The 22,878-nt window shown below is 69.8% G+C and carries 18 protein-coding genes; 9 read left to right on the top strand and 9 right to left on the bottom strand.

Annotated elements, in window-relative coordinates:
* Positions 1 to 54: 54 nt before the first annotated feature.
* From DLJ59_RS20835 to DLJ59_RS20825, 3 genes are all read right to left on the bottom strand, one after another.
* On the bottom strand, positions 55 to 246 hold the full coding sequence (locus tag DLJ59_RS20835) for a type II toxin-antitoxin system VapC family toxin (RefSeq protein ID WP_425271447.1): 192 nt from the start codon (positions 244 to 246) through the stop codon (positions 55 to 57).
* Positions 247 to 278: 32 nt separating this feature from the next.
* A complete protein-coding gene (locus DLJ59_RS20830) occupies positions 279 to 458 on the bottom strand; it encodes a type II toxin-antitoxin system Phd/YefM family antitoxin (RefSeq protein WP_124774310.1) in 180 nt (59 codons plus the stop codon).
* Positions 459 to 565: 107 nt separating this feature from the next.
* Positions 566 to 3,418 (bottom strand): aconitate hydratase, encoded by a 2,853-nt coding sequence (locus DLJ59_RS20825; RefSeq protein WP_124774309.1) that lies wholly within the window; start codon positions 3,416 to 3,418, stop codon positions 566 to 568.
* 212 nt (positions 3,419 to 3,630) lie between these two features.
* Here DLJ59_RS20825 and DLJ59_RS20820 point away from each other — a divergent pair, with 212 nt between their 5' ends.
* A complete protein-coding gene (locus tag DLJ59_RS20820) occupies positions 3,631 to 4,332 on the top strand; it encodes a DedA family protein (protein ID WP_244236144.1) in 702 nt (233 codons plus the stop codon).
* Between the two features lie 79 nt (positions 4,333 to 4,411).
* Here the strand turns inward: DLJ59_RS20820 and DLJ59_RS20815 are convergent, their stop codons facing one another.
* A complete protein-coding gene (locus DLJ59_RS20815; protein WP_124774308.1) occupies positions 4,412 to 5,074 on the bottom strand; it encodes a C39 family peptidase in 663 nt (220 codons plus the stop codon).
* 495 nt (positions 5,075 to 5,569) lie between these two features.
* Here DLJ59_RS20815 and DLJ59_RS20810 point away from each other — a divergent pair, with 495 nt between their 5' ends.
* From DLJ59_RS20810 to DLJ59_RS20800, 3 genes are read left to right on the top strand one after another with little or no spacing between them, the layout of a single operon-like run.
* Positions 5,570 to 6,790, top strand: a complete 1,221-nt coding sequence (locus DLJ59_RS20810; RefSeq protein WP_124774307.1) for a macrolide family glycosyltransferase — start codon at positions 5,570 to 5,572, stop codon at positions 6,788 to 6,790.
* 3 nt (positions 6,791 to 6,793) lie between these two features.
* On the top strand, positions 6,794 to 7,285 hold the full coding sequence (locus tag DLJ59_RS20805) for a hypothetical protein (protein ID WP_124774306.1): 492 nt from the start codon (positions 6,794 to 6,796) through the stop codon (positions 7,283 to 7,285).
* On the top strand, positions 7,282 to 8,226 hold the full coding sequence (locus tag DLJ59_RS20800; protein WP_124774305.1) for a hypothetical protein: 945 nt from the start codon (positions 7,282 to 7,284) through the stop codon (positions 8,224 to 8,226). The genes DLJ59_RS20805 and DLJ59_RS20800 overlap by 4 nt, the downstream gene beginning before the upstream one ends.
* A 4-nt stretch (positions 8,227 to 8,230) precedes the next feature.
* Here DLJ59_RS20800 and DLJ59_RS20795 read toward each other — a convergent pair whose 3' ends face one another.
* The 3 genes from DLJ59_RS20795 to DLJ59_RS20790 all read right to left on the bottom strand — a co-directional run bounded on the left by DLJ59_RS20795 (position 8,231) and on the right by DLJ59_RS20790 (position 9,857).
* A complete protein-coding gene (locus DLJ59_RS20795; RefSeq protein WP_244236143.1) occupies positions 8,231 to 9,238 on the bottom strand; it encodes an FUSC family protein in 1,008 nt (335 codons plus the stop codon).
* Positions 9,239 to 9,473: 235 nt separating this feature from the next.
* The gene (locus tag DLJ59_RS36395; protein WP_158630879.1) at positions 9,474 to 9,626 is read right to left on the bottom strand and encodes a hypothetical protein; all 153 of its coding nucleotides are present in this window, start codon (positions 9,624 to 9,626) and stop codon (positions 9,474 to 9,476) included.
* A 42-nt stretch (positions 9,627 to 9,668) separates the two neighbouring features.
* Positions 9,669 to 9,857 carry a hypothetical protein gene (locus DLJ59_RS20790; RefSeq protein ID WP_124774303.1) on the bottom strand — a complete coding sequence of 63 codons (189 nt, stop codon included), beginning with the start codon at positions 9,855 to 9,857 and terminating at the stop codon, positions 9,669 to 9,671.
* A gap of 19 nt (positions 9,858 to 9,876) precedes the next feature.
* Between DLJ59_RS20790 and DLJ59_RS20785 the strand changes: the two genes are divergently transcribed.
* The 5 genes from DLJ59_RS20785 to pulA all read left to right on the top strand — a co-directional run bounded on the left by DLJ59_RS20785 (position 9,877) and on the right by pulA (position 18,225).
* Complete coding sequence (locus DLJ59_RS20785) at positions 9,877 to 10,566, top strand: hypothetical protein (protein WP_124774302.1); 690 nt, start codon at positions 9,877 to 9,879, stop codon at positions 10,564 to 10,566.
* A gap of 37 nt (positions 10,567 to 10,603) precedes the next feature.
* The gene (locus tag DLJ59_RS20780; RefSeq protein ID WP_124774301.1) at positions 10,604 to 10,993 is read left to right on the top strand and encodes a hypothetical protein; all 390 of its coding nucleotides are present in this window, start codon (positions 10,604 to 10,606) and stop codon (positions 10,991 to 10,993) included.
* A gap of 98 nt (positions 10,994 to 11,091) precedes the next feature.
* Positions 11,092 to 11,772 (top strand): hypothetical protein, encoded by a 681-nt coding sequence (locus DLJ59_RS20775; protein WP_124774300.1) that lies wholly within the window; start codon positions 11,092 to 11,094, stop codon positions 11,770 to 11,772.
* A 110-nt stretch (positions 11,773 to 11,882) separates the two neighbouring features.
* Positions 11,883 to 12,578: a cellulose binding domain-containing protein gene (locus DLJ59_RS20770; RefSeq protein ID WP_124774299.1), complete on the top strand. Its 696-nt coding sequence runs from the start codon at positions 11,883 to 11,885 to the stop codon at positions 12,576 to 12,578.
* Between the two features lie 109 nt (positions 12,579 to 12,687).
* Complete coding sequence (gene pulA / locus DLJ59_RS20765) at positions 12,688 to 18,225, top strand: pullulanase-type alpha-1,6-glucosidase (protein WP_124774298.1); 5,538 nt, start codon at positions 12,688 to 12,690, stop codon at positions 18,223 to 18,225.
* An 86-nt stretch (positions 18,226 to 18,311) separates the two neighbouring features.
* On the opposite strand, the gene DLJ59_RS20760 is transcribed toward pulA, so the two are convergent.
* Both DLJ59_RS20760 and DLJ59_RS20755 read right to left on the bottom strand, forming a co-directional pair.
* Positions 18,312 to 19,967, bottom strand: a complete 1,656-nt coding sequence (locus tag DLJ59_RS20760; RefSeq protein ID WP_124774297.1) for a hypothetical protein — start codon at positions 19,965 to 19,967, stop codon at positions 18,312 to 18,314.
* Positions 19,968 to 20,258: 291 nt separating this feature from the next.
* A complete protein-coding gene (locus tag DLJ59_RS20755; protein WP_124774296.1) occupies positions 20,259 to 22,226 on the bottom strand; it encodes a right-handed parallel beta-helix repeat-containing protein in 1,968 nt (655 codons plus the stop codon).
* Positions 22,227 to 22,878 lie beyond the last annotated feature (652 nt).

Raw genomic sequence — 22,878 nt, 5'->3', positions numbered from 1 at the left:
AGCGCGCCGCACCCTGACCGACCGGGTCGACGACCTCAATCGCGAGGACGGAAGTCACGCCACCAGGATCGCTACGTCGTACTTCTGGATGCGGTCGTCCCGGGTGACCAGGGTCAGCCCTTCGTGCAGGGCCTGCGCGACCAGCAGTCGATCGAAGGGATCCCGGTGGATCGCCGGCAGCCGGCCGGCCGCGATGGCGTGATCGTGGCGGACCGGGTCACGCTGTGGGAGGTCGCGATCAGACACCCAGAGCACCACGTGCGTGTCGAGCAAGAGCCTCATCCGGGCGGCCCGAAGTCGCGAGAAACCTCGTCATTGACCTCGTCGGAATCCCAGTCACCGGTGAGATCCAGCGCACCGCGCAGAGATCCGCGACCGGTGCGCGTTGTACGACGAAGAGGAATGACCTTGGCGACCGGGTTACCAGCCCGGCTGATCACGATCTCCTCGCCGGCCACCGTGGCACCTCCTTAGCTAAGAGGCTAGCCCGGGACGGGGCCCGACACGGGAACGACGCAGGCTCCCTCCCGCCGAGGGCGGAAGGGAGCCTGGTGACGTCGGTACGTCAGCTGGCGATCATGCGGCGCAGCACGTACTGGAGGATGCCGCCGTGCCGGTAGTAGTCCGCCTCACCCGGGGTGTCGATCCGCACCACGGCGTCGAACTCCACGCCGGTGTCGGTGCTGACCTGCACGGTGCGGGGGACCTCACCGTCGTTCAGGGCGGTCACCCCGGTGATGGTGAACGTCTCGGTGCCGGTCAGGCCGAGCGACTCGGCGGTGACGTCCACCGGGAACTGCAACGGCAGCACGCCCATCCCGATCAGGTTCGAGCGGTGGATCCGCTCGTACGACTCGGCGATGACCGCCCGGACCCCCAGCAGCATCGTGCCCTTGGCCGCCCAGTCCCGCGACGAGCCCGAGCCGTACTCCTTGCCGGCCAGCACGACCAGCGGGATGCCGGCCTCCTGGTAGGCGACGGAGGCGTCGAAGATCGAGGTCTGCTCGCCGGTGAGGTGGTTGACGGTGAAGCCGCCCTCCACCCCGGGCACCAGCTGATTGCGCAGCCGGATGTTGGCGAACGTGCCCCGGATCATCACCTCGTGGTTGCCCCGGCGGGAACCGTACGAGTTGAACTCGTGGCGCGGCACACCGTGCTCGGCGAGGTACGTGCCGGCCGGGGAATCCACCTTGATCGCGCCAGCCGGCGAGATGTGGTCGGTGGTCACCGAGTCACCCAGCTTGGCCAGCACCCGGGCGGCGGAGATGTCGACGACCGGGCTCGGCTCCTGCTGCATGCCCTCGAAGTACGGGGGCTTACGCACGTAGGTGGAGTCGTTCTCCCAGGCGAAGGTGTCGCCGGTCGGGGTCGGCAGCGACTGCCACCGCTCGTCGCCGGCGAAGACATCGGCGTACGCGGCGCTGAACCCGGTGGCGCCGATCGCCTGGGCGATGACGTCCTGGATCTCGGCGCTGTTCGGCCAGATCTCACGCAGGTAGACCGGGTTGCCCTCGGTGTCCTCACCGATCGGCTCGTTGGCCAGGTCGATGTCCATCGTGCCGGCGAGGGCGTAGGCGACCACCAGCGGCGGGGACGCCAGGTAGTTCATCTTGACGTCCGGGTTGATCCGGCCCTCGAAGTTCCGGTTGCCCGAGAGCACCGAGACCACCGACAGGTCGTGCTCGTTGACCGCGGCCGACACCTCCTCGGGCAGCGGGCCCGAGTTGCCGATGCACGTGGTGCAGCCGTAGCCGACCAGGTTGAAGCCGAGCTTGTTCAGGTACGGCGTGAGGCCGGCCCGCTCGTAGTAGTCCATGACGACCTTGGAACCCGGGGCCAGGGTGGTCTTCACCCACGGCTTGCGGGTCAGGCCCTTGTCGACGGCGTTGCGGGCCAGCAGCGCGGCACCGATCATCACCTGCGGGTTGGACGTGTTGGTGCACGAGGTGATCGCGGCGATCACCACAGCGCCGTGGTCCAGCTCGTACTCGACACCGTCGGCACCGGTGACCCGGATCGGGTTGCTGGCACGACCGCCGGCACCGACCGCGGCGGTCTCCAGGTCACGCGGCTCGTCGGCCGGGTCGCTGAACTCGTTGGCCGGCGGGTCGCTGGCCGGGAAGGACTCGGCGCTGGCCTCGTCGGCCGGGCCGTTGGCGCCGCGCGGCAGCTCCTCGCGGGGGACACCCGGCTTGAGGTCGCGCTCACCGACGGAGTCGTCGGCCACGTAGTCGGTCAACGCGGAGCGGAACAGCGTCTTCGCGGCACCCAGCGGCACCCGGTCCTGCGGGCGCTTCGGGCCGGCGAGCGACGGCTCGATGGAGCCGAGGTCCAGCTCCAGGCGCTCGGAGTACTCCGGCTCGGCGTCCGGGTCGTGCCAGAGGCCCTGCTCCTTGGCGTACGCCTCGACGAGCGAGACCTGCGCCGCGTCGCGGCCGGTCAGCTCCAGGTAGCGGATCGTCTCCGCGTCGATCGGGAAGATCGCCACGGTGGAGCCGTACTCCGGGGACATGTTGCCGATGGTGGCCCGGTTCGCCAGCGGCACCGCGCTCACGCCGGGGCCGTAGAACTCGACGAACTTGCCGACCACACCGTGCTTACGCAGCATCTCGGTGATGGTCAGCACCAGGTCGGTGGCGGTGGTGCCGGCCGGCATCTCGCCGGAGAGCTTGAAGCCCACCACCCGCGGGATCAGCATGCTGACCGGCTGGCCGAGCATCGCGGCCTCGGCCTCGATGCCGCCGACGCCCCAGCCCAGCACGCCCAGGCCGTTGACCATCGTGGTGTGCGAGTCGGTGCCGACCACGGTGTCCGGGTAGGCCTGGCCGCCCCGCTCCATGATGGTCCGGGCCAGGTACTCGATGTTGACCTGGTGCACGATGCCGGTGCCCGGCGGGACGACCTTGAACTCGTTGAACGCGGTCTGACCCCAGCGCAGGAACTGGTAGCGCTCCTTGTTGCGCTCGTACTCCAGCTCGACGTTGCGGGCGAAGGCGTCCTCGCGGCCGAACAGGTCGGCGATGACCGAGTGGTCGATGACCAGCTCGGCCGGGGCGAGGGGGTTGACCTTGCTGGCGTCGCCGCCCAGGTCGCGTACGGCTTCGCGCATGGTGGCCAGGTCGACCACGCAGGGCACACCGGTGAAGTCCTGCATCAGGACCCGAGCCGGGGTGAACTGGATCTCCACGCTCGGGGCGGCGGTGGAGTCCCACCCGCCGAGCTGGCGGATGTGGTCGGCGGTGATGTTCGCGCCGTCCTCGGTCCGCAGCAGGTTCTCCAGCAGGATCTTCAGGCTGTACGGCAACCGGGCGTGGCCGTCCACCTTGTCGATCTTGAAAATCTCGTAGCTCGCGTCTCCGACGCGTAGCTGGGTCTTCGCACCGAAGGTGTCGAGGCTCGCCACGTCGTACTCCTTCACACCAGCGACCGTGAGTAGTCCTGAGCAGTCTGTCGCACCGGTCGGGGTGCCGCCGAGGTTAGGTGACACTTACCGCCCGATTCCGCTTCCAACAAAACCGTACGTCCGTCTTGCTATATGTGCAACCCGGGCGTCACGGGTTGGGTGGCCCACGACCGCGCCGCGTCGTCGGATCGGCGGGTAGGGTCGGGGCCGATCGGAAGGGGTGCCGAGTGATCGACGTTCAGCACTGGCTCTCGGCGCTGCCTCCGGGCGTTGTCTACCTGCTCGTCGCCGGGGTGATCGGCGTGGAGAGCATGGGCGTCCCGCTGCCCGGCGAGATCGTCCTGGTCAGCTCCGCCCTGCTCGCCGCCACCGGCGTGGTCGAGCCAGAATGGGTGGCCAGCGCCGCCGCGTTCGGGGCCATCGTCGGCGACTCCGTCGGATACGCCGTTGGCCGACGCGGCGGTCGCCCGCTGCTCGCCCGACTGGGCAGACGTTTCCCCAAGCACCTGGGCCCGGCGCAACTCGCCCGCGCCGAACAGAGCTTCGCGCGACACGGCGTCTGGGCGGTCTTCTTCGGTCGGTTCGTGGCACTGCTGAGGATCCTGGCCGGGCCGCTCGCCGGGGCGCTGCACGTGCCGTACCGCCGCTTCCTGCTGGCCAACGCGGCCGGCGGGTTGGTCTGGGCCTTCGGCACGACATACCTGCTCTACACGGTCGGCCGGGCAGCCGAACACTGGCTGAAGGACATCTCCTGGGCCGGGTTGGTCCTCGCGGTGCTCGCCGGGCTCGCCAGCACCTGGTGGCTGCGCCGACGGGCTCACCGCGTCGAGGCGGCCGAGGTCGCCCCCGGCATGGAGGCGGCCTCCGGCGGTCAGTCGGCAGCGGTGGCCCCCGACGTCGATCCGGTCCGCGCGGGCAACGAGCACTGACCTCTGGACATGCCGAAGGGCCGGACCCCGTGGTGGGGGTCCGGCCCTTCGGCATGTGCTTCTGGTGCGGGTGCTGGGGTTAGCTGGTGGCGTAGCCGCGGGTGGCGATCCAGTCGGCGAGGTGCTCGACGGTGATCTGGTAGGCGGCGGTGTTGGGGTTGGCGGAGTCGGCGATGGTGACGGTGTTGCCGTTGTCGTGGTAGCCGACGACGCTGATGTAGTGCCCGCCCTCGTAGGAGTGGCTGACTCCGTCGGTGTCGGTGCTGGTGCCGGCGATGTTCGCGACGACAGCCCGGCCGTTGTCGACGGTGCGGACGATGTCGGCGCGCAGTTGGTCGGTCTGCTTGGCGTCGGCGTCGGGGGTGCTGATCTCGACGCTGTGGTAGGCGTCGTTCTTACCGGTTTCCTTGTTCAGTACCGGGGTGATGTCGTTGATGGAGTTGGTGCCGGCCTCGGTGGTGCCCATCTCCTTGGCCATGTCGTCGACGTTGATGTTCTTGCCCTGCACGGACAGGGCGTTGCGGGTGGCGGCGGGGCCGCAGTAGTAGAAGTTCGGCTGCGCCTCGTAGCGCACGCCCAGTTCCCGCTCACCGTGGCCGCCCTTGCGGTCGGTCTGGGTCTGCGACGTGGGCTTGGTGGTGGGGGCGGCGAAGGCGGTGGTGACCGGTCCGGCGATGGCGCCGCCGGTGAAGGCGAGGCCGGCGGCGGTCAGGGCGGTCTTACGGATCAGATCGGTACGCATGATGGCGTGCTCCTCTGCATCGGGGGTGCCCGCACGGCACTCAACGGGGGTCAGTGCGACTGTGCGGGGAGGAAGTGCGAGAAACGCCGGCGATCCGGGGGACCTGCTCGGGCGTTCAGGGTATGTAACCGGGGCGGCCTGCCGAATGTTCCCGGCGGCTGCCGCGCCCCACGACCCGACGGTCGCGGTGGCATGCCAGGTATAACGACCCCGCCCGGCCCCCGATTCCACGCTGAAGGTGGCGTCGACCACCCGACGTCAGCCCCCAAACCGGCCGGACGACGCAGCCTGACCAGCACCAAACCGGACACCCGCCGCTAACGGGACATCGGGGGCTGATCGGTCGTCGGACGATCCGAGCTGGCTGCGTACGAGTCGAGTACCTGGTCCACGGCGCGCTGCCACCAGCCAACATTTAGGCTCTGACCGAGAAGGGTGGATCATGGACGCTGCAATATGCCGGGCTCTGGCTCCTTCCCCGACCGGGGTCGGCCGATGAGCGCAGTGGCATTCCTGAACATCGCCATGCACGGGCACATCAACCCCACGTTGCCCGTTGTGGGGGAGCTTGTTCGTCGTGGTCACTCCGTCACTTACCACACGACGCCGGCCTACGCCGAGCAGATCGCGGCCACCGGGGCACGGGTGCTCCTCTACCCCGGGGACGACCTACCGCTCTCCGGCCCGCCGACGCCCGTCACGGTGATGGAGCAGCTTGCCCGTACCGCCGTACGCGTGCTGCCCGCCGTCCTCACCGACCTGCGGGGCACCCGACCTGATCTGATCGTGCACGACTCCCTCTGCCCGTGGGGGCCGGTGGCCGCCCGGGAACTCGGTGTGCCGCCAGCATCGTCGTTCACCACGTTCGCCTTCAACCGGCACGTGCCCAGCCCGACCCGCGGCTCCTGGGAACTGCTCAGCGCGGCGGCGGCCCTTCCCCGTCCCACCATGGGGTACCTGAGGTCGCGTTGGGAGCTGCGCCGCCGGTACGACACCCGCGGGTTGCCCCTGATCGACCTGGCCAACATCCGTCAGCCGCTCAACCTGGTATACACCTCACGGGCGTTCCACCCTGAGGCGGACAGTTTCGACCAGTCCTACCAGTTCGTCGGGCCGAGCATCGGTGACCGCCCAGCAGACTCGTCGTTCCCGGTCGATCGACTGCGGGACCCGGTGATGTACGCCTCGATGGGCACGGTGTTCGACGCCCCGCAGCTGCTGCGCACCTTCGCCGACGCGCTGGCCCCGCTGGGTGGCACCGTGGTCATCTCCACCGGGCACACCGATCCCGCCGCGCTCGGCCCGCTACCGGGCAACGTGCTCGCCCACCGTTCCGTACCGCAGTTGGAGGTGCTGGCCCGCGCGGCGCTGTTCATCACCCACGGCGGGGTGAACAGCGTCAACGAGGCCCTGTACGCCGGCACCCCGCTGCTGGTGGTCCCGCAGGGCGCCGACCAACTGCTGGTGGCTTCCCGCATCGTCGAGCTCGATGCTGGCCTGTCGATCCGCACCGAGGACGTCACGGTGCAGGTTGTGCGGGCCCTCGCTCAGCGTCTGCTCGACGAGCCTCGATTCCGGGCCGCCGCGAGCACCCTGCAGGTCGCCCAGCGTCAGGCGGGCGGTTATGCGCGTGCCGCCGACGTACTCGAGCGCTTCGTGCAGCAGACCGGCTCGGTCACTCGTCCAGGCTCCGCCGATCTGCCGCCACAGGGCTGACCGATGTCTTCCGTCGTCGTCATCCTGCTGCTGGTCGCCGGGCTGTCCGAGGCCGCCGGGCGTCTCCTGCCGGTGGTGGCACGCCTGTCCGGCGTGTCGCAAGCGAGGGTGGTCAGCTTGTTGCTGGCGGGCGCGATCGTCGACGGCGCGGTGTTCGCGCTCTGGCCGCTGTCCGCGTGGGCCGTTGCCGGTCTGGTGCTGCCCACCGCACCGGCCGACGAGGCCGCACTGGTCTGGACACCAGGCTTGGCCGTTCCGTTGGTGCTTGCGGGAGTCCTCGCGTTCCCGCTGCTCGGGCCACTGCTGCACCTGTTGCTCATGGTGGGAGTGGGGGCCGGCCTCGCCGGTGCACTCGCCACGGTGGCCGGAGTCGGCTGGTGGGAGGCCGCCGGCTGCGTAGCGATCGCGGGAGTCGGGCTCGGCGTCTCCGTCGAGGCCGTCCGCCGCCTTGTCGTGAAGCTCAACACCACACGAGCAACGGAGCCCGCCGCGTGATCGAACTGGCGCTCCTGCTGCTGCTCGGCGGGCTCGGACTGGTGCTGATCGCCGAGGCCCTGCTGGCCCGCTACGAGGTGCTGGTCTACGCCGCCGGCTGGCGCACACCCACCATCTCCCGCCCCGAGGGCATGTCCTACGCCCGCGGGGCGGATCCGGACCGCCCGCCGGACGCCTACCTGGTCTATCTGGACGGCATCGGGAAACGCCGTTTCCACGACACCCGCGATGGTGGCCGACTGGTCAAGGCGCTGATCAATCGAGCGCCGGAGCTCAGGGTGCTGGGCCAGGTGCAGCCCTACTCCCCGCTCGCCGTGCCGCTCGCCGACCGGCCGGTCTGGACCTGGGTGCGCCGCCACATCGGGCTGCTGCTGTTCCTGCACAACGTGATGCAGATCTTCGTCGCCGCCGACCGGCGCTACCGTCCCCTGTACAACCGTGCCGTCGGTGCGCAGATCGCCACCGAGCTCCTGGTCGCCGGTTACCGGCCGGACAGCGGCATACCCGTGGTGTTGCTCAGCTACAGCGGTGGTGCCCAGGTCGCCAGCGGTGCGGTGAACGAACTGTGGTTCCAACTGCGCACCCCGCTCTGGCTGATCACTCTCGGCGGGTTCCACAACGGTGCCAACGACATCACCCATGCCCAGCACCTCGACCGGCTCACCAGCGCCGGTGACTGGATCGAGCGAGTCGGCACCTGGATCTTCCCGCAGCGGTGGCGGCTGTTCCGCTGGAGCGGATGGAACCGGGCGGACCGCGAAGGCAAGATCACCGTGCACCGGCTCGACCCCGCCACGCACATCGGTCCCCGCAGCTACATCGCCCCGGAGGCCCGCCTACCCGATGGCCGCAGCCACCTCGACCGGACCACCGACACCGTGATCGCGCTGATCCGGGATCGCCTCAGCCTGACTGCGGAGACCGACGGCCCGCTGCCCTGAACGCTCACACGTCGGCGTTCAAACCGGCCTGCTGATTCGCCTCCGTCTGGGGGAGTCCGGAGACCTGGAGCAGTTGACTGACGACAACGCGCAGTTGCGAGACGACGACAGCCCCGGAGGACTCGACACCCTCGGCGCATGCCTCGTTGATGTCACTGATCACCTGGAGTGCTCGCTTCCGCGCGCGGTCCGGCTCCCGTCCGGCCAGGAAGTCACGATGCAGGAGCCTGAACGCCTGGCCGAAGTGCTCGATCGCTGTGGAGAGGCCGCCCGGCAGCGTCTCCCGGGCGTGTAGTGCCGACACCGCCCACTGCACCATCTCGCGGCTGCTGGTGTAGGCGAGTTCGAGGTGCTCGGCCGCCCGCGCGTACCGACGCATGATGCCCAGCCGTCTCCTCCGCCACGGTGAGAGAATCGCGACTTCGCATGCTGCGGCGACCACGTCTGCCGTGTTTCGTCGTTTCGCCTCTGCCGCACGCAGTCGCCGCAGGGCATCCTCGGCCTGCCGCACGTCGCGGTGAGCCAGCGCATTGGCGATAGCGGTCATCTCCCGGGCGATGGCATCGACTGTCGGACCAGCGGCGCGGTGCACGATCCGCACCGGATTGAGCGGCAGAATCAGCAAGGCCACCACGATGGCCACCACCACACCGACCAGCGCATTCGCCGTCCGCGGCACGGCCAGGTCCGGCCGGTCCGGAGACACCGTGCCGAGCAGGACGGCGGTGCTTCCCGCCTGGACCATGACGGCTCCGGTGCCTCGAAAAACGGCCGCCGCCGAAATGGCAAGTGCCACGACCAGGCCGGTCTGTATTGGTCCCGCCCCGATGAACTGTATGATCCCGTTTCCGACCAGCACCCCCAGGATCACCCCGGCGAGAAGTTCCAGAGTTCGACGGGCCCGATTACCGACGGCCGCCGCGATCGTGCCGACCGCGGCGGCGGGTGCGAACAGCGGCTGCGGATTGTGCAGCACATCGCTGGCAACAAACCAGGCCAACCCGGCGGCCACCCCCGCCTGCACCGCGAGGATGAGATAGGTGCGGAGCCGTTCATAGGCCTCCCGGCCCTCGCGCAGCGCACTCTCGGCCGGTTGGGCACCCCGACGTCTGCCCCGCACCTCTCACCCCCCACCACCGATCGGCTCTCTGACGATCGTCGTACGGCGGCGACCGTCGGGTGCGCGAGATCCCCAATCTGATGCGCCACCGACGGAAGAGTGCGCATCCGCGCGTTGGGGTATTCGGCTAACCCTGCGCGGTCGCCGCGGCGGGCGCGGGACCGGTGTGGGTGGGCAGGTGCGGGTCGGCCTTGCCGTGTCGTTCGACCGGCGCGACCGGGGTGGACAGGACGAAGGGCCGCTGCGCGACGGGCGTCGTTATGGCCTCATCCTCGATCATCGACCTGCCCGGTTGCCCCGATGATCTACAGGGGGCGGTCGGTCAGGCCGGGTCGGTGGGCTTCGCGGCGTCGCCGGCTTGGGCGTGCCGCTCCAGGAGCCGCTGCCGGATCTCCTCCGGGGTGTACGCGCGCCGACGTCGTTCGGCCCGCGCGATGACCACACCGGAGGCCGCGACGCCGGCGAGACCGGCCAGCCCGAGAACCTTCCACCACCGCATTCGTTGCCGCATCGGCCTAGGCTAGTCCCTCATGAGCATCAGCCTGGATGAGGCCGTCGAGTTGACCCGCACCGGTGACGTGTGGGTGTTCCGGGGTCGCAGCGTGCCGGACCGGGCGATCCAGATCACCACCAACAGCCCGGTGAACCACGTCGGAATGGCGGTGGTGTTGGACGACATGCCGCCGCTGATGTGGCACGCGGAGTTGGGCAGGTCGTTGCCGGACCTGTGGTCGGGCACCCACCAACGCGGCGTCCAACTGCACGACCTGCGGGACGCGGTCTGCGTCTGGGCCAACCGGTACGGCCAGCGGGCCTGGCTGCGGCAGCTCGACCCACCCGCCGACGCGGAGATGGAACGGGCGGTGCTGCGGACGATCGCGCGGCTGGACGGCACCCCGTTCCCGTCTACTGCGCAGTTGGCGTGGCGCTGGGTGCGCGGTCGGGTGCCGGCGCTGCCGCGTCCTGGCCGGCCAGCACTTCGGCCACTCCCGGCGACGCCCGCCAGCCCGGCCGGATCGGCTGGGGAACGGGACCGGGCGTTGGAGACGGCGTACTGCGCCGAGGTGGTGGCGGTGACCTATGAGGCCATGGGGTTGTTGCCGGCGGGCCGGCGTCCGAACTGGTACGACCCGGGGCGGTTCTGGAGTGGGGACGACCTTGGTCTGGCCGCCGATGCCCGGTTGGGTTCGGAGATCGAGGTGCGGGTGCCGCCGCGCTGAGGTTTGACCTGGGCGGTGACCGGCAATTGCTGTGACCGTGAACGCCTCCACGAATCTTGACACGTTGGCCGACTTCTTCGACCGGTACGGCGTGGCGTTGACCTCCGGCGATCTGCCGGCCATCGCCGGCTGCTATGCCCTGCCGGGGATGGTGGTGGCCGACACCTACAGCTTCTCGTTCACGTCCGCGGCGGCGGTGGCGCTGTCCTTCGTGGGCGCCGCGCCGGACTACCAGGACCGGGAGTTGGTAGCGGCCCACGCCCGGATCGAGGACGTGCAGCCGGTGTCCGCGCTGCTGACGATGGTGGCGGTGGAGTGGGAGTTCCTGGACAGTCGGGGGCAGGCGGTGCCGGGGGAGCGGTACCGCTACCTGCTGCGCACCTCGGATGACGGCCCACAGATCTGCACGGTCGTCCGGACGGGCTGACCGACCGGGGCCGGTCGGTCCGATCCGTACCCGCCTGGTTTCCGGTTCGTGCGGCGCTGGCTACGCTGTCGCGTCGGTGGGGGACGAGGGGAGACCTGATGGCGGTGCGGCCGGACGGTGCGGCAGATTCGCGGGCGGCGCGGGTGTTGGTGTCGGTGCCGTGGATCGTGGTGCTGCTCGGTGTGTGCGCGCTGGTGGTGCTCCTGGTGGTGGCGCTGCTGTCGTTCCGGACCAGGGAGCGGGATGCCGCACCTCAGTCCGCGCCCCCGGCGTTCCTGCCGACGATGCCGGCGGCCGCGTCGGCCACGGGTGGGCCGACCCCGGTTGGGGTGGAGCGGCGCTCGGCGTCACCGCGCCCGTCGCGCAGCAGTCGGACGCCGTCGCCGCGGGCCACGGTGACCGGTTCGCCGACTCCGGGGCGGACGGGCGTCCTGACCGCGCCGACGACACCGGCGGGCGACACGGTCAGCGCCCGGTACCAGGTTGGTACGAACGGCTGGGACGGGGACGCGGCGGTGCTGTCGATCGCCAACAAGTCGAGTCTTTCGGTGGACTGGCAGGTGGAGTTGACGTTCGACGACGACACGTGGGCTCTGCGAGTCGGTGATGACTCGGGTGTCTCGGTGCGGGGGCGGGGAAACGGGGAGTTCGTGTTGCGTGGCACCCGTTCGCTGGAAGCGGGTGACTCTCGGACGCTGCGGCTGCGCGTCGGCTGGGGTGATTCGGCGCAGCGACCGCTCAAGTGCACGATCAACGGGGTCGGCTGCCGGATCGGCTGAGCTGGAGCCGGGTCGGTGGTGTGACGGCGTTGCGCGGCCAAGGGTTTCCGGCCCGGGCCGCCGATCGCTACGCTGCGCGGACGGTCCGCTGAGGGAGGTACATGTCCGGCATGCGCCGTGTTCCGCGCCCGCCGCATGGTCCGGTCGCGATCGCAACGTCGCCCTGGATCGTGGTGGGTGCCGGTGTCGTCGTGATGGTGGTCCTGCTCTTCGTGGCGTTGGGCGCGTATCGGGGACGTAGCCCTGCGCCGGACGGTGCGCAGCCGCCGGCGCTGCCGGTGCCGTCCGCGGTGGCGGCGCCGAGCGTGCCCACGTCGGTGCCGTCTGTGGCGCCGTCTTCGGCGGCGGTCTTGCCCGGGTTGTCCGGGCGGGCCAGCGTGCTGCCGTCGAGCACTCCCGCTGGGTCCGGTTCCCCGTCGGTCGATCCGACGGTCGGTGCGACCGGGAGGCCGACGGCGACGCGGTCACCGACCCGAGCGGCGCCGGGTCAGCCGGCGATGACCGGGCGGTACCGGGTGGTGCAGAGCTTCGACGGGGGTTTCATCGGCGAGGTGTCGATGCTGAACAGGTCCGCCCAGAGCCGTGGCTGGACGGTGCGGTTGGAGTTCTCCGGTGGACGGCTGGTGACCGCTTGGGTGGAGGGCGTCCCACAGGGAACGATCCGGCAGAGCGACGACGGCTTCACGTACGTCAGCGGGGTTGAGGTGTCACCCGGCGGGTCGGTGTCGTTGCGGTTCCACATGGAGCGGACGTTCAGCACGCCACGGGAGTGCACTGTGGACGGGGTGCGCTGCAACGGGCTCTGAGCGGCTATTTCGCAAGGATGCTGCTGTGTTGCGACCATGTTTGCAAGGTATTGCAGAATGTTTCGGCAAGGGTTAGCGTGCGGCCATCAGCGACCAGAGGAAGGCGTCGATGAAATCCCCGCCGATACCGCGTACCGCCCTGCTGGCCCTTACCTCCCTGCTCACCGTCACCCTCGTCGGCGCTCCGGTCGCCGTGCACCCCGCCGCCGCGGGCCCGCAACCGACCGACAGTGCCCCACTCGCGGTCGGCGGCGCGACCCAGTGGCGCGACGAACCCAGCGCCGACGCACTGCTGAAGGCCGGCGGCAACTCCGCCCGAGCCGAGCAGTTCTACTTCGTCCTGCCGGACCGGTTCGCCAACGGAGACCCCCGCAACGACCGGGGTGGCCTCACCGGCGACCGACTGCGCACCGGCCTCGACCCGACCGACAAAGGCTTCTACCACGGCGGCGACCTCAAGGGCGTCATCGACAAACTCGACTACATCCAGGGGATGGGCACCACGGCCATCTGGCTCGCCCCGATCTTCAAGAACCGGCCGGTGCAGGGTGCCGGCAACGACATCTCGGCCGGCTACCACGGCTACTGGATCACCGACTTCACCCAGGTGGACCCGCACTTCGGCACCATGGAGGAGATGAAGCGCCTGGTCAAGCTCGCCCACCAGCGCGACATCAAGATCTACCTCGACGTGATCGTCAACCACACCGCCGACGTCATCAAGTACGCCGAGGACAAGTACGCGTACGTGGACAAGGCGACCTCGCCGTACACCGACGCGCAGGGCCGGGCGTTCGAGGACCGCAACTACGCCGACGGCAGCCGCCCGTTCCCGCCGGTCAACAAGGAGTCCTTCCCGTACACGCCGACGTTCGCCGAGCCGAAGGACGCGAGCGTCAAGGTCCCCGCCTGGCTGAACGACGCCACCATGTACCACAACCGGGGTGACTCCACCTTCGCCGGCGAGAACAGCGAGTACGGCGACTTCTTCGGCCTCGACGACCTGTGGACCGAGCGTCCCGAGGTGGTCCGGGGTCTGACCAAGGCGTACGGGGACTGGATCGGCGCGACCGGCGTCGACGGGTTCCGGTTGGACACCGTGAAGCACGTCAACATGGATTTCTGGCCGCAGTTCAGCCAGGGCATCCAGCGGGCCGCCGAGCGGGCCGGCAAGAAGGACTTCTTCATGTTCGGCGAGGTGTACAGCGCCGACCCGGAGATCAGCTCCAGCTACGTCCGGCAGGGAGGCCTGCCGGCCACCCTCGACTTCGCCTTCCAGGAGGCCGCGCGGGGCTTCACCGCCGGCGCCGGCTCCGCGAAGGCGCTCGCCGACGTGTACGCCCGTGATGACCTCTACGCCGCCCGGAACACCGACGCGGGCAGGTCGACCACCTTCCTCGGCAACCACGACATGGGCCGGATCGGCTCGTTCATCGCCGGTGGCGGCACCGACCCGGCCAGCCACCTGCGTCGCGACCAGCTCGCGCACCAGTTGATGTTCCTGACCCGCGGCCAGCCGGTGGTCTACTCCGGCGATGAACAGGGCTTCACCGGCCCGGGCGGGGACAAGGACGCCCGTCAGGACATGTTCGCGTCGTCGGTCCCCGACTACCTCGACGACGACCTGCTCGGCACCGACCGCACCCACGCCAGCGACCAGTTCGACCCGGCCCACCCGCTGTACCGGACCATCGCCGACCTGGGCCGGCTGCGCCAGGCACACCCGGCGCTGCGCGACGGTGTGCAGGTCACCCGGTACGCGGCCGACGGGCCGGGCGTCTTCGCCGCCTCCCGGATCGCCCCGGCCGACCGCACCGAGTACGTGGTGGCGGTGAACAACGCCGACACCGCGCAGACTGTCACGGTGGACACCTGGTCGGCCGGCGCCACCTTCACCGGCATCTACGGCGGCGCCGAACCGGCCTCCGGCACCGAACCGGCCGGCGGCGCATGTTGCGCCGCAGCGCGGGCCGACGGTGACGGCGAACTGACCCTCACCGTGCCGCCGCTGTCGGCAGTGGTGTACCAGGCGGGCAGCCCCATCGCACCGGCGGCCGACAAGCCGACCATCACCATCACCAGCCCGATTCCGGACGCGCCCGTCGCCACCCGGGCCGCGGTCACCGCCCGGGTGACCGGCGATCCGCTGGCCACCGTCACCGTCGCCGCCCGGGTGGCCGGCGGCCGGTGGACGCTGCTGGGCAGCGCCGACCACGCCCCGTACACCGTGCAGCACGACCTGACCGGCCTGGCCGGCGGCGTCCGGGTCGAGTACAAGGCGGTGGTCCGCGACGGCCGGGGCCGAACCGCCACCGCCCGGTCCACCGCTGTGGTGGGCACTCCGGCGCAGGGCAACTCCCGGGAGTGGGCGGTGGTGCACTACCAGCGCCCCGCCGGCGGGTACGACGACTGGGGGCTGTACGCCTGGGGGGACATCGACCCGGCGTACGTCACCGAGTGGCCCAAGGGGCAGCCGTTCGACGGGGAAGACGCCTACGGCCGGTTCGCCTGGGTGAAACTCAAGCCGGGCGCGACGTCGGTGAACTTCCTCGTTGTCGACGCGGACGGCACCAAGGACGTCGCCCAGGACCGCAGCATCGACGTCACCCGGACCGGCGAGATCTGGCTCAAGCAGGGCGACCCGGCGGTCTACCCGAGCAGGCAGGCGGCCACCGGCGAGCCGGCCCCGCCGGTCGAGGAGGGCACCGCCGTGCTCCACTACCGGCGGGCCGACGGCAACTACGACGGCTGGGGCCTGCACCTGTGGGACGGGGCGGCCAACCCGACCGAGTGGGCCGCCCCGCTGCGGCCGACCTCCGTCGACGCGTTCGGGGCGGTGTTCCGGGTGCCACTGGCGGCCGGCGCCACCGGCCTGAACTACATCATCCACCAGGGCGACACCAAGGATCTGCCCGATGACCAGCGGATCGACTTCGCCAGCGCCGGCCGGGAGGTCTGGCTGCTCGCCGCCACACCGGGCCGCCTGCTGCCGCCGACGGCCACCACCGCCAGCGGGGACACCGACATCAGCAAGCAGAAGGCGCACTGGATCGACAGGTCCACAGTGGCGTGGCAGACGACCCCGACCGACGGCAGGACGTACGCGCTGATCGCCGCGCCCACCGGCGGGGTCGGCGTGGTCGACGGCGAGCTGACCGGCACGTACACCAGCCTGCCGCTGCGGGCGCAGCGCAACGGGCTCACCGAGGCCCAACGCGACAGGTTCCCGCACCTGTGGTCGTACCGTAGCTTCGCCCTGGACCGGACGGACCTGGCCAAGGTCCCGGCGGCGCTGCGGGGGCAGTTGCTGGTCACCGAACGAGACGCCGAGGGGGCGCTGCTCGCCGCGACCGGCGTGCAGATCCCCGGCGTGCTCGACGACGTGTACGCCCGGGCGGCCGACGCCACCCTCGGGCCCACCTTCGCGGGCCGGACGCCGAGCCTCGCGCTGTGGGCGCCGACCGCCCGGAGCGTGAGCCTGCAACTGTTCGACTCGCCCACCGGTGCGCCGAAGACGGTGCCGATGCGCCGCGACGACCGCACCGGCGTCTGGTCGGTGCGCGGCGACCACACCTGGAACGGCAGGTTCTACAGGTACGAGGTGCGGGCGTGGCAGCCGGCGGTGCAGCAGATGATCACCGCGGCGGTCACCGACCCGTACTCGGTGGCCCTCGCCGCGGACTCCACACACAGCCAACTCGTCGACCTGAACGACCCGGCGCTGGCCCCTCCCGGATGGCGCACGTTGCGCAAACCAGCCCCGGTACCGGCCGCGAAGGCGCAGATCACCGAACTGTCCGTGCGGGATTTCTCCATCGCCGACGAGACCGTGCCGGTCGAGCGGCGAGGGACGTTCCTCGCGTTCACCGACCCGAAGACCGCCGGCATGACCCACCTGCGGGCGGTCGGCGCCGCCGGGGTCACCCATCTGCACCTGCTGCCGGCATTCGACTTCGCGACCATCCCGGAGAAGCGGGCCGATCAGCGCCAGCCCGCCTGCGACCTGGCGGCGCTCCCGCCCGACTCAGCCGAGCAGCAGAAATGCGTGGCGGCGGTCGCCGAAACCGACGGCTACAACTGGGGGTACGACCCGCTGCACTACACCGTGCCGGAGGGCGGCTACGCCGTCGACCCGGCCGGCGCGGCGCGCACCACCGAGTTCCGGCGGATGGTCGCCGGGGTGAACGACGCAGGGCTGCGGGTGGTCATGGACGTGGTCTACAACCACACGTCGGCGGCCGGTACCGACCCGAAGTCGGTGCTCGACCAGATCGTGCCCGGCTACTACCACCGGCTGCTGGAGGACGGCACTCCCGCCAACTCCACCTGCTGCGCCAACACCGCACCCGAACACGCCATGATGGGCAAGCTGGTGGTCGACTCGCTCGTCACCTGGACCAGGCAGTACAAGGTGGACGGTTTCCGCTTCGACCTGATGGGTCACCACCCGAAGGCGAACATCCTGGCCGTCCGGGCGGCCCTGGACCGGTTGACCGTCGCCCGCGACGGCGTGGACGGCCGGTCGATCCTGCTCTACGGCGAGGGCTGGAACTTCGGCGAGGTCGCCAACGACGCCCGTTTCGTCCAGGCCACCCAGGCCAACATGGCCGGCACCGGCATCGGCACCTTCAACGACCGGCTGCGCGACGCGGTGCGCGGCGGTGGACCGTTCGACCCGAACCCCCGGGTGCAGGGTTTCGCCTCCGGGCTCTACACCGACCCGAACGGCGACCCGGTCAACGGGTCACCGGCTGAGCAGAAGGCCCGGCTGCTGCACGCCCACGACCTGATCAAGGTGGGGCTCACCGGCAACCTGCGCGGCTACCGGTTCACCGACACGGCCGGGCGGCAGGTCACCGGGGCGCAGGTGGACTACAACGGCTCCCCGGCCGGCTACACCGCCGCACCGGGGGAGGCCGTCACCTACGCCGACGCGCACGACAACGAGATCCTGTACGACGCGTTGGCGTACAAACTGCCGCAGTCCACGACGCCGGCGGACCGCTACCGGATGCAGGTGCTGGCGCTGGGCACCGTGGTGCTGGGACAGGGCACCGGGTTCGTTACCGCCGGCACCGAACGGCTGCGGTCGAAGTCGCTGGACCGCAACTCGTACAACTCCGGTGACTGGTTCAACCAGATCCGCTGGGGTTGCGATCGCGGCAACGGGTTCGGCGTCGGTCTGCCGCCCGCGCCCGACAACGAGGACAAGTGGTCGTACGCGAAGCCGCTGCTGGCCGACCCGGCCCTGGTGCCGGACTGCGCGGCGATCAACACCACCGACGCCCGGTACGCCGAGTTGCTGCGCATCCGGGCGTCGTCGCCGGTGTTCGGGCTGGCCAGCGCCGAGCAGGTGCAGCAGAGGGTCGCGTTCCCGCTCTCCGGTGCGCAGGAGACGCCAGGTGTGCTGACCATGACCCTGGACGCCCGTGGGCTGGGCGGGCCGTGGAAGTCGGTGACTGTCGTCTTCAACGGCACCCCGTCGGCGGCCACCCAGACGGTGACCGGGCTGCGCGGAGCGGACGTGGCACTGCACCCGGTGCTGGTCGACTCGGCCGACCCGGTGCTGCGTACCGCCTCGTTCGACCGGGCGGCCGGAACGTTCGCCGTACCGGCGCGCAGCGTGGCGGTCTTCGTCCAGAAGTGAGGCGGACCGGCCCCCTTCCGCGTCTCGCGGAAGGGGGCCGGTCTGTTGTGCTGGCGCTACACCGTCGTCACCCGAAGGGTGAGCGATCAGGCGAAGCAGTTCTCGATGGTGCCGCCCGGGATGGCCAGGCAGTTGGTCGGACGGTTCGCGGTGATGGCGGACTTGTCGTCCACGTTCACGTCTCCGAAGAAGCTGAAGACACCGCCCGGCTCGAAGGTGGAGAAGTTGTGGGCGACATTCGTCTTCGACAGGTTGACCTCGCCGAAGATGTTGAAGATGCCGCCGCCGACCCCGATCGGGCCCAGGGCCCGGTTGCCGACAACCTCGCTGTCGCGCAGCGTGGTGACGCTGCCGACGTTGAAGAGCCCGCCGCCGAAGAAGCCGGCGGTGTTGTCCTTGATGCTGCTCTTCTCGAAGGTGGCCACGCTGTCGAAGGCGATGGCCACACCGCCACCGACACCGGCGGTGCTGTTCTTCTCAATCGTGGCGTTGTGCAGGTTCAGCTGGCTGTCCGCCGCAGCGATACCGCCGCCAGCGAGGACCGCGGTGTTCGAGACGAACTTGGTCTCGTACGCCGTGGTGTTGCCCTCGATGTCGAGGTAGCCACCGCCGAAGCCCAGCGTCTCGTTGTCGGTGATCTCGGTCTTCTTGAGCTCGACCGTTCCACCGTCGACGTCCTCGGTGAAGATCTCCGCGGCGCCGTTGGAGATGCCGCCACCACCGATGACGGCGGTGTTGTCCTTGATCTTCGACTCCTCGACCTTGAGCAGGCCGGCGTTGAAGACGCCGCCACCGAAGAAGAAGGCGGTGTTGCGGGTGACGGTGCTGTGCCAGATCTTCGTGGTGCCGAAGTTGGCCACACCACCACCGTTGCCACCCGACTGGTTCAGGACGACCTCGGACTCCAGGATCTCGGCGGTGCCACCCGGCTGGACCAGGATGCCGGCACCGTCATTCTCCTCCGGCTGCTCGACGAGCGGCGTGACGACGCCCGGCGTGGCCTTCGGGGTGACCTTCGGGGCGGCCTTCAGGCCCGCCTTCGGGTTGGCCTGCCGCGCGCTGAGCGCCTGGGCCAACGGGGTACCCGCCTTCACCTGCGCGGCGATCGCCTCGGAGTCCGAGTAGGCCGCCCAGACCGCGGCCGGCTCAACACCGTTCTCCAGTTCGAGGGTCTGGCCACCCTTGATGGTCAGGCCCTTGATGGTGAGGTGACCACCGGCGCCGACGTTGAGGATGCGGAAGTAGTCCGCCGTGGCTTCCCGAGAGATCGTGGTGTGCTCGCCCTTGAGCGTGATCCGCTCGGTGATCACCGGAAGGCCGTTGCCCTCGTAGTCGTTGCGGGTCAGGTTGTAGGTGCAGCCCTTGGCCAGCTCCAGCACACCGCCGTGCTTGTTGTTGGCGAACACGATCGCCTGAATCAGCTTGTCGGTGTCGCAGGGCACCTCCTTCCCGCGCTCGTGGTCCTTGTCCCGGTCCTTGTCCCGGTTCTTGTCCCGGTCCTTGTCGTCCCGGTTCTTGTCCTTGTCCCAGTCGCGCCCTTCGTCACCCCGGTGGTCGCCGTCTTTGCTGACCTGCGCGGTGTTCCAGTTCAGGCCGACCGCACCGGCGCTGCCCGCGACGCCCACCGCCGCGAGACTGATCACGCCCGTCAAACCGGCCACGCCACTGGCGAGCCAGAGCTTGCGGCGGCGCTTGGCCGTCGCCTGCCCGGAGGCTTCGTTGTTCGTTAGGTAGTTGGACATCGGAGCTCTCTGCCCTCTCCTCGTACCAGACAGGGTCGCCGCCGTCAGACGGGTGTCCCCTGCTACAAATCGGTTGTAGCTCCCAAAACCACCGTATGAGAAGGTTCCTCGCCTCGCGGGCTTATCCGAGAGAAGCCCACATTCGGTTCATGTTGCCCCCAGCGAGGGCCGGACACGCACACCACCACCCAAGCCGGCCGGGAGGCCCGTGACCTGCCCAAATGGGTACGCCCCTCCGAACCGTGACCGGCTCGGAGGGGCGCGCCCTCTATGTGGATCAGCCCCACCCGATCAGGCGAAGCAGTCCGAAACGTTGAAGCAGTTGGTCGGGCGGTTGGCAGTGACCGCGGACTCGTCGTCCAGCGTCACAAGGCCGCCGAGGCTGTTGAAGATGCCCCCCGGCGGGAGGGTGGAGAAGTTGTGCGCCACCTTCGTCCGGTGGAGCGTGACCTCGCCGCCCTCGGTGTTGAGGATGCCGCCGGCGCGGGCGAACGGGCCCACGGCCCGGTTGCCCGACACCTCGCTGTCGCGCAGCGTGGTGACGCTCACCTCATTGAAGAGACCGGCGCCGGAGAAGCCCGCGGTGTTGTCGTTGATCCTGCTGTTCTCGATCGTCGCGACGCTGTCGGAGGTCACCGCCACACCGCCACCCGAGCGGGCGGCGCTGTTCCGGACCACCGTGGCGTCCTTGAGGGTGAGCTGGCTGTCGGCCACCGCGACGCCACCACCGTCGAGCAGCGCGGTGTTGCCACTGACCGTCGTCTGGTGCAACGTCGTGGTGCCCTCGACATCCAGAACGCCGCCGCCGAAACCGAGCGTCTCGTTGTCGGTGACCTCGCTCTTGTAGACCCAGACCGAGCCGCCGTCGACCTCCTCGGTGAAGATCTGCGCCGCACCGTTGGCGATGCCACCGCCGCCGATGATCCCGGTGTTGTCCTTGATCTTCGACTCGTCGACCTGGAGTACGCCGGCGTTGAAGATGCCGCCGCCGAAGAAGAAGGCGGTGTTGTGCGCGACAGTCGTCTTGCTGAGCCTGGTGCTGCCAAAGTTGGCCAGCCCACCGCCGTTGCCGCCGGACTGGTTGTAGAGCAACTCGCTGTCCAGGATCTCCGCGCGACCACCGGGCTGCACCAGCACCCCGGCTCCATCGGTGAACCCGGGCTGCTCGACCAGCGGCGCCACCGCCGGCCCGGCACCCGCAGGCTTCGCCGCCGCGGCTACCGTCTTGGCAGCTGCCGCGGTTGTGGCCTTGGTGGCCGTTGGCGCGGCCTTGGTTGCCGCCGCCGGGGCCTTGGCCGGTGCAGGCTTGGCGGTGGCTGTCTTGGCGGTGGCTGTCTTGGCCTTGGCCTTGGCGGGTTCAGCCTTCGCGGTGGTTGCCTTGGCGGGTGCTGCCTTGGCGGTTGCCTTGGCTGTGGTTGCCTTGGTGGCTGTGGTCGCGGCGGGCTTCGCAGCTGTTGCCGGCTTGGCGCTGGATGCCGCCGCAGCCGCCGGCTTGGCGTTGGGCACCGCCGTGGCCGCCGGCTTGGCCGCGGTCGAGCGGACCAGTGCCGAGTACGGCGCCCAGACCGTCGCCGGGTCAGCGGTCATCGGGGGCTGAAGAGTCTGACCACCCCTGATGCTCAGGCCCTTGAGGGTGAGGTGCCCGCCGGCGCCGACGTTGAGGATGCGGAAGTAGTCGGCCGTGGCATCGCGGCCGATGGTGGTGTGCTCGCCCTTGAGGGTGATGTGTTCGGTGATCACCGGGAGGCCGTTGCCGTTCTGGTTGCGAGTCAGGGTGTAGGTGCAGCCCTTGGCCAGCTCCAGCACGCCGCCGTCCTCGTTGTTGGCGAACGTGATCGCCTGGATCAGCTTGTCGGAGTCGCACGGGACCTGCTTGGTGCGGTCCTTCTCGTCGTGCTTGCCGTCCTTGCCGTCCTTGCCGTCCTTGCCGTCCTTGCCGTCCTTGCCGTCCTTGCCGGGCTGGTCGTCGAAGCCGCTCCAGTCGCCGCCGCTCCACTCGTCGTCCCGATCGCGGTCGTCCTTGGCGCCGTTCTTGTCCGCGCCGCCGTCGTCGCTGACGTTCTGCCGATTGGTCGCCGGCTGCGCGTCGGACACCTGGTCGGACTTTGGCTTGTCGTTTCGAGCGGCGACGCCGCCGAGCGCGGCCAAGCCGACGACCCCGGTCAACCCGGCCACACCGGCGACCCAGAGCGCCCGCCTTCGCCGTGTCGGCGGAGCTGTCGAGGCCCCGCCTTCGGTACTCGTTACGTCGTTGGACATCAGAGCCTTCCGCCCTTTCCTGCTACCAGACGGGATCGCATCGCCCGAGGCGCCACGACCGGCTACAAATGGGTTGTAGCCAACTGATCTCCACCGTATGAGAACCATCTTCGCGATGCGGACGTATCCGAGATAACCACACATTGGGCACAGGTTGGACGGCAGAGGGCAACCGGTCCGGGCTGGCGGAAACGGGCGCTGGCAGCACAAACTCCAGCGGGATGGCATCACTCGGCAAGCCGGACGTCACCGCGCCCAAGTCGAAGCCGTCGTCGCCGTCCGTTGCCGCTGCGCGGCCGTCCACCCTTGTCTGCGGGTCGACGGTGCGGGGGTCGGGCGTCGATACAACCGGCGGCCCAGCCGTGACCCACTCGGCTTCCTTGAAATCGCGCTATCCCCGCCGCTGGGATACCGCGACTTCAGCAAAACCGAGTTGATCACGCCCGAGGGCGCGCATTGTTCGGCATCCGCACACTCGACGTCGCACCCCGTGCACCAATGCCGGCACCAGCCCTTGGCGCGGGTCGGGCGCGTTCGGCCGGGCCAGGGTCGTCTGCGGCGAGGTCGGTCGACGGCATCTGCGCCCGACGAGGACATCGGGGATCTCTTATACCAATCTCCGAGCCCACGAGACGCGTAGTAAGCTCGTATG

Source organism: Micromonospora inaquosa (assembly GCF_003857055.1).
GTDB classification, from domain to species: Bacteria; Actinomycetota; Actinomycetes; order Mycobacteriales; family Micromonosporaceae; genus Micromonospora; species Micromonospora inaquosa.
Note: the sequence above shows the minus strand (reverse complement) of the source record. Positions and strands in the feature narration are given on the sequence as shown.